This window comes from Thermoanaerobaculia bacterium (assembly GCA_035260525.1).
GTDB lineage: Bacteria > Acidobacteriota > Thermoanaerobaculia > UBA5066 > DATFVB01 > DATFVB01.
Map to the genome: position 1 here is coordinate 1 of DATFVB010000261.1, position 6,966 is coordinate 6,966.

Annotated in this window: 9 protein-coding genes; 5 read left to right on the plus strand and 4 right to left on the minus strand. The window is 67.1% G+C overall.

All coding sequences use genetic code 11. From position 1 onward, the window contains the following. The coding region (locus VKH46_12685) for a YhjD/YihY/BrkB family envelope integrity protein (protein HKB71693.1) at positions 1-623 on the minus strand (623 nt) is incomplete at its 3' end. Between the two features lie 75 nt (positions 624-698). Between VKH46_12685 and VKH46_12690 the strand changes: the two genes are divergently transcribed. Further along, entirely contained in the window at positions 699-833 is a 135-nt protein-coding gene (locus tag VKH46_12690; GenBank protein ID HKB71694.1) for a hypothetical protein, read from the plus strand. A 55-nt stretch (positions 834-888) separates the two neighbouring features. Here the strand turns inward: VKH46_12690 and VKH46_12695 are convergent, their stop codons facing one another. From VKH46_12695 to VKH46_12705, 3 genes are read right to left on the minus strand one after another with little or no spacing between them, the layout of a single operon-like run. Further along, positions 889-1,620 carry an acyl-CoA desaturase gene (locus VKH46_12695; protein HKB71695.1) on the minus strand — a complete coding sequence of 244 codons (732 nt, stop codon included), beginning with the start codon at positions 1,618-1,620 and terminating at the stop codon, positions 889-891. After that, entirely contained in the window at positions 1,617-2,159 is a 543-nt protein-coding gene (locus VKH46_12700) for a thioredoxin domain-containing protein (GenBank protein HKB71696.1), read from the minus strand. The genes VKH46_12695 and VKH46_12700 overlap by 4 nt, the downstream gene beginning before the upstream one ends. After that, positions 2,156-3,244: a HAMP domain-containing sensor histidine kinase gene (locus tag VKH46_12705; GenBank protein HKB71697.1), complete on the minus strand. Its 1,089-nt coding sequence runs from the start codon at positions 3,242-3,244 to the stop codon at positions 2,156-2,158. Before VKH46_12705 ends, VKH46_12700 begins: the two co-directional genes overlap by 4 nt. Before the next feature lie 121 nt (positions 3,245-3,365). Between VKH46_12705 and VKH46_12710 the strand changes: the two genes are divergently transcribed. From VKH46_12710 to VKH46_12725, 4 genes are all read left to right on the plus strand, one after another. Then, on the plus strand, positions 3,366-4,349 hold the full coding sequence (locus VKH46_12710; GenBank protein ID HKB71698.1) for a LysR substrate-binding domain-containing protein: 984 nt from the start codon (positions 3,366-3,368) through the stop codon (positions 4,347-4,349). 222 nt (positions 4,350-4,571) lie between these two features. Beyond that, positions 4,572-4,940 carry a hypothetical protein gene (locus VKH46_12715; GenBank protein HKB71699.1) on the plus strand — a complete coding sequence of 123 codons (369 nt, stop codon included), beginning with the start codon at positions 4,572-4,574 and terminating at the stop codon, positions 4,938-4,940. Positions 4,941-4,959: 19 nt separating this feature from the next. After that, positions 4,960-5,409, plus strand: a complete 450-nt coding sequence (locus tag VKH46_12720) for a hypothetical protein (protein ID HKB71700.1) — start codon at positions 4,960-4,962, stop codon at positions 5,407-5,409. After that, complete coding sequence (locus VKH46_12725) at positions 5,409-5,723, plus strand: hypothetical protein (GenBank protein HKB71701.1); 315 nt, start codon at positions 5,409-5,411, stop codon at positions 5,721-5,723. Before VKH46_12720 ends, VKH46_12725 begins: the two co-directional genes overlap by 1 nt. The last annotated feature ends 1,243 nt before the right edge of the window (positions 5,724-6,966 follow it).

A 6,966-nucleotide genomic window follows, 5' to 3' on the forward strand; every position in this document is an offset into this window, starting at 1 on the left:
AGCAGCGCGACCAGCGCCATCCGGAGGCCGCCCGCCCGCATGCCCCCGACCACCCGGTACGTCAGCCAGATCGCGCCGAACAGGATGCCGGGAGCGAGCAGCGCCTGCAGCGCCGTGAAGGCCGCGGACGATACGTCGGACAGCGCCGACGGTCCGAGCAGCTCGCGCTCGACGGAAGGCGCCACGAGAAGGAAGAAGGCCGTCGCCAGGAGCGCCACCATCCAGACCACGAGCAGCAGCATCGATCGGACGATCGACGACCCGGTCCGCTCCGGCGAGCGGGTGACGCCCGAAATCATCGTGCCGAGCGCATCGACGCACCGCGACGTGAATCGAAACGAGCTCCAGAGCGCGAGCAGGAAGCCGGCCGTCAGCCACCCCCGGCTCGCCGAGGAGCGTGCCCACCGCATGACTTCGCCCGCGACGGGCGAACCCGGCAGAACGCCGCGCAGGACCCTGGCGATGGACGCGCCGAGGCCCCCGGGAAACCAGAGGCTGACCACCACGATGGCGATCCCGACGAAGGGAACCAGGGAGAGCGCGAGATAGTAGGCCAGCTCCGCGGCCGCGCTGTTGAGCCGCGAGAGCCGCGCGATCGCCGCTTTGGGCCGGGCCAGGTCCATCGTTGCCGAACCTTATCGCACGGTGGCGAAGATGGGCCGCCCGGGAGGCGCAACGGCAGGGTGTAGTATCGAACCATGTCGAAGATCAATGGCGAGAAGGCGCGATTCGCCGCCGCCCGGAAGAAGAAGCTCCGCCATCGCGTGAACATGCGGGCTCTGCGGGCGGCCGTGGCGACGAAAAAAGCGCCCGAACCGGAAGTCAAAGCCTAAGACAGCCCGCGCGACTCCACGCGATGACGAAGCCGTCGGGCAGGAAGGCTCGCGTCTACTGCTCGCGCGAAACGGCGCGGAGCAGACCGTTGTCGCGCGCCGAGTTCTCCTCCGTGTAGGGGCGCGTGCCGTACAGGTGCGCCACGGAGTTGACGAGGAAAGTCGTGTGATGGATCACGGCGATCCGGAGGAATCCTCCCCACAGGAGTCCTCCGAGAGGCCGGCCGAACAGCGCGCCGACCGCCATCGGGATCCCGAGACCCGCGATCAGGCCGAACCAGTTGTTCATGTGGAACTGCCAGCGAACGAGGCGATTGGCCTTGAGGTCCGGGACGTTGTCGTACGTGAGCTCCCCCGGCTCCTCGTAGAAGAGCCACAGGATGTACGCCCACAGTCCCCCGCGCTTGATGCTGTACGGGTCCCAGTCCCGGTCCACGTAGTGGTGATGGTCGCGGTGATCCGAGGACCACTTGAGGGCCGAGTTCTGCAAGGCCATCGAGCCGAAGAACAGATAGAACGCCTGCAGGGCCGGATGGCTCACGTACGCCTTGTGGGAGAAGCAGCGGTGATAACCCGCCGTCACGGAGAAGCTGACCAGCCCGAACAGCACGAAAAAGAGCGTCGGCTCCCACCAGCGAACGCCGTAGGCGATCGCGTACGCCGCCGTCCCGAAGACGCCGATGACGGGTGTCAGGGAGAGAAAAAGGATGTTGAACCAGCTCAATCGCCGCACCGGCGCCTTCTCGCCGTCTCCCGCCGGCCGCGGGACGAGGTTTCGCCGGATCACAGGACAGCCGCCGCGGCCTGGACGGCGGGGAGCAGCGTGGCCAGACCGAACGCGCTCTCGTGTCGCAGAGAATTGATGAAGAAGGTGGGCACCTCGGCGACGCCGCGGCCAACGCCTCCTTTCCGCACCGCGCGGATCTTCGCCAGGTGGAGGTGTCCCCGCATTTCCCGCCGGAATCGATCGGCGTCCAGGCCGACGGCGCGCGCGTGCTCGGCCAGCGGAAGCGGGTCTGCTGCTCCCTGGTTTTCGAACATCCGATCGTGGATGTCCCAGAACTTTCCCTGGGCGCCTGCGCACTCGGCCGCCTCGGCGGCGTCCTCCGCCCTCCGGTTGAGGGGATCCCGGGAAAAGCTGCGGAACACGTAACGGAGCCGGGAGCCCATTTCCCGCTGGATCTTCTTGACGGCTCGATAGGATTTCGCGCACTCCGGGCACGTGAAATCTCCGTAGCCGACGAGCGTGACCGCCGCGAGCGGAGACCCCCGGACGTGGTCCTTCGAAGTGACCGGAGCTCTCAACGTCTTCGCTCGTTTTTTCACGAGAGATTCTCCGCGGGATCCACTCCGACGGCCGCCCTCGGCAGATCCACTGTGAAGACGCATCCGGTGCCCGGGATGTCGCGTACCTCGAGCGTGCCGCCGCTCGCCTCGACCCCGCGCTTGCTGATCGAGAGGCCCAGGCCCAGGCCGCTTCGGTCGCTGCCGCGCCGCCCGAACGGGTGGAAGAGGGTCTGCGGATCTCCGGAGCGGAGCCCTCCGCACTCGTCGTCGACTTCGATCCGGACCCGATCGGCGTCCGCCTGCGTTCTCAGGGTCACCTTTCCCCCGGGCGGGCTGAACTTGAATGCGTTCTGAAGGAGATTCACGACGACCGACGTCAGAACCTGGCGGTCGGCCCCGACGGCCGCGGAACCCTCGTCGCGCACGACCGTGAGGCGCAAGCCTCGGGCACGGCCTTCGATCGCGGCCGGCGCCACGACTTCGTCCATGAACGTCCCCATCGCGATCCGCTCGCGGTTCTGGACGCCGGCATCCACGCGGGTCTCGGCGAGCGAACGGTTGACGAAGTCACGCATCCGGGAGAGGCTGCGCCCGAGGATCGCGCCGGTGGCTCCGTTCACGCCGACGCTCCCCGTCCGCAGGACGTCGAAGGAGAGGGTCGCTCCGTTGAGGAGATTCCGGAGCTCGTGCGCGAACTCGCCCAGACGCTCGGTGCCCTCCGCCGAGATCCGCTCGTCGCGCTTTCGGCTGTACTCGGTAACGGCGTTGGCGATCGCGTCGTCGAGGCACCGGTTGAGCGTGCGAAAGTCGGACGTCGAGATCGGCGCTTCGCGTTCGAGCGCGAGGTCGGTGATCGCCTGGCAGATGTCGCCGTAGTCGTGGACGACCTGGCTGATCGTGAACCCCAGGCGAAGCATCTCGTTGCCATGCTTCTCGGCGCCCTCCCGGATTCCCCGACTCGACGTCGTCCGCAGACGGAGGATCTCGACGAGCTGGTCCAGGAACAGGGGGACCCCGTGCTCCAGCTCTTCAGGAGTCGGCTCGGGAATCGGCCTCGCGGCGACTTTCGTCCGGCACGAGGCGATGAGCTCGCTGCGGTTCTGAGTGATGAAATCGTGCAACATGGGAGACGCCTCCGAATGCACGATGGCTCTTTCCCGCAGGACAGTCCAATAGCTTTTTTCTCTCATGTCCAGACGCGGAACCGATCAGCGCCGTGGGCCGATGTAAAATGTGAAGTGCCTCATGGAGCTTCGACATCTTCGCTATTTCGTGGCGGTCGCCGATGAGCTCCATTTCGGCCGCGCGGCCGCGCGCGTGCACACTTCCCAGCCGTCCTTGAGCCAGCAGATCCGGGACCTCGAGCGCGAGCTCAAGGTCGATCTGTTTCTTCGGACGAAACGGCGCGTCGCGCTGACTCCGGCGGGCGAGCGTTTTCTCGGCGAGGTCCGCGGCATTCTCGCCTCGGCCCAACGCGCGGCCGGCCTCGCGCGGGAGGCGGCGCGGGGAGAATCGCGCAAACTGGCGATCGGCATCTCTCCCGAGACCGACTGGCTCTTCCTGGGCCGGGCCCTTCAACTCTTCGCCGAGCATGCCCCTTCGGTGGAGGTCCTCTTCCAGAACCTGACGCCGGAGAGCCAGGTCGCGGCGCTTCGCGCCGGTCAGATCGACGTCGGTTTCGTGGGACTGCCGCTCCAAGCCGAAGGGCTCGTCACCGAGCCGACGGGGCGGGTGCGACTGGTCGTCGCCCTTCCGGCGAGTCATCCCATGGCGGGCCGGAGCGACCTCAAGCTCGAGGAGCTGTCGAAGGAAGCCTACGTGCTCTGGCCGAAGCACCTGTCGCCCGACTCGTATGACCAGATGCTCGCCGTGTTTCGGCACGCCGGTTTCGGGCCGCCGATCGCGATGGAAGGAGGGATTCCGTCGACGCGAACCGTTCTCGGCATGGTCGCGGCCGGTCTGACGATTGCTCTCGTCGATCCCGTCCTCGAGCAGATGTCCGCGTCGGCGGTTGTCTTTCGTCCCCTGGCGGACCCGGGGATCTTCACCGAAAGAGGAATCATTTTCCGGCGCGGAGACGCCTCACCGATTCTCGCCTCCTTCCTCGAGCAGGTGCGGGCCACCCCCCGCGAGCGAGCGATCACGCCCGTCGAGGCCGGGAATAGCAAGAAAGGGCGGCGTCGAAATGAGGTACGCCGCCCCGGCCGACGGAGCCCGACCGCGCGTTAACAGGCGGGCGGAGCCTTGACCGAGCGATCGGTTCCTCCCTCATGCGGATACGGCCGCCCCTTTGTGCTCTCGAAGGAGCGACGGCCGTTCCCCCCGGTCCTCATCGCTCGATCGTCTCAATAGAGAAGGAACAAACGATTGGACGCCGAGTTCTGAAGCGCCCATGCTGAAGATCGATCGAGTGTCCCGGATTTCGCACTCCATCCGATGAGGATGATCACCATGAAGACCCGTTCGAACTCGAGCGACGTGTATCTCGCGGTCGCTTCTTTCCTTCTCGCCGGCCTGGTCTCGGCCGGCTGCACGAGCATGACGATGACTCCCGGGGCGCGTCGGGTGGTGACGCGGACGGCGGCGTCGATGAAGGCATGCAAACCGCGAGGCGTCGTCTTCGCGTTGGCTCCGTTTCTTTCGCTGGAACAGCCCCTCGATCAGCTCAAAATCCGCGCCCACCAGATCGGAGCGGACACCCTCGTGCTGCTCGGTCCGGCGGGGACTCGAACGAAGGACTGGTCGGCCCGGGCGTACCGCTGCGGAAAGGTTCCTTCCCGCAACCTCGATGCCACTCCCTTCGTCACCGCGGCCCGCTGATCCTTCATCGGGGCGGACCTTGAAGCGGATTCTCTTTCTGTCCGCCGTACTCCTCTCGGGTTGTTCAACCCTGTTCCGGGAGGCCAAGAAGGATCTGATCCTGGTGAACGCGGCGCTGTCCGACGACAACGTCGAGATCACTCTGCACGACTCCTTCATCAGGACCTACAAAGACCGGGCGACGATACGGTTGAAGCTGACGGTCGAGAAGGCCGGGAAGAGACCACACCCGGCATTCTGGGACGGCGACTTCCATATGGCAGGCCAATCCCCGGCGATCGGCCTGCCGGTGGTCGCCGAAATCGCGAACGCGGCCTCGGAAGAAGACGCGATCGACCGGATCCATCGGGCAGAAGCGAGCGGCAAGCCCATCCGAGTCGCCGGCTCCTGGAGGCTCTGGAGCGAGCACGCCGGAGACGCCGAGGAATACCAGGGGACGAAACTCAATTCAACGATGTCGAGTTCCTGATGGAGCTGACCGCCAGCCGGCAAGTCGTCGTCGAGGACGGCCGGTTCGTCGACGCTGCGGCCCTCGACCTGGATGGAAACAGACTCGTCGACAAATTGCGCATGGTTTTCGTCAAGGGCACGCCGCCTGACAGGCTCATCAGGGACCGGAAAGCCGGCGATCGCCTGCATGTCGTTGGTTTGCCGAGAATCGATCTCGCGGTCGTGGCGTGGCGAGCGCGGCACGGAGTCGAAAATCCTGCGCTACTCAACCTGAACCTCCCGTACGAGATCGTCGTGGTTGGCGCGTACTCGCCACGGCATCGCATTCCCTGAAACACGGCGGCGCCGCGCAGATGCGCGGCGCTCGTTCCGAGAGGCAGCGAAATCTCACGCCGTTTACGGCATCCTCGGAGGAGGAGGCGGCGGCTCCTCATTCTTCTTCTTTCTCGTATCCGGCTTCTTCCGTTGCGTGTTCTTGCCCCCCGGGCTTGCCGCCTGGCGCGGCGGCGGCGGCGCGGACCGATTCACCTTCGGGGTCGGACGGCTTTCCGGTGCGGTCTGAGGCGACCGACGCTCCGGAGCCGCCTGACGATGGTCTTGTCTCGCGGGCGGAGGCGTCTGGATGGACTTCTTCGGAGGCGGATTGTTCGCCGGCTTCTGGCGCTCGGGCGGCTGTGCGCTCTGGCCTCTCGGCGCGAGCGGCTGCGACGGACGGCCCTGCTGCACCGCCGGACGATTGCTCTGCTGTGTCCTCGCGGGAGGCGCCTCGAACGACCGCTTCGGAGGGGCATTGGTCTGCCGATCCTGAGACGGCGCGCTCTGGCCTCTCGGCGCGAGCGGCTGCGACGGACGGCCCTGCTGAACCGCCGGCCGGTTGCTCTCCTGTGTCGTCGCCGGAGGCGTTCCGAACGTTCGCTTCGGAGGCGCGTTGGTCTGCCTGCCCTGAGACGGCGCGCTCCGGCCTCGCGGCGCGAGCGGCTGTTGGGTCGCCCGGGTTCCGGTTCCTCCGGCCGGCTTCGGTGAAACGACGGCGTTCGGAGCGATTCGAGCCGGAGCCTGCGCCTGAGGCCTCGCGGCGGCCCCGGGAGAGGCAACGATCGGCCGGTCCGCCGTGGCGAGGACCTTTCCACGGGGAGCCGTCACGGCCTGCGGACGAGGTCCGGCCGCGCCGGCGCTCCGCGGACGAAACGTGACCGCCCCGGAAGGAGCCGCCGCGGGCCGAATGGGCTGGACCGCCCGGGCTCCCTGGTTTCCTTGAATCGACATTCGAGCGGCCGCGGCGGCCGTCACCGGCGCGCCGCGCTGCTCGCGGATTGCGGCGACCTTCGATTGAAAGGACGGAGGCGCCGGAGGAGGCGCCAGGCGGGTCACGACCGCCCGTGAGCTCACCTGGACGGGCGGCCGCGCGGCGGCCGCGGCATTCCGGGAAATCCGGAGGGCTCCGGCGGCCGGCATGACGGGCAGTGCGCCGCGAAGCACCGGCGCGGCCACGACCTGGCGGATCACCGACGCATCCCGGACGTAATTTCCGGAGACGGCCCTTCCGGAGACGAAGGTGTCATGGTTGACGACCGTG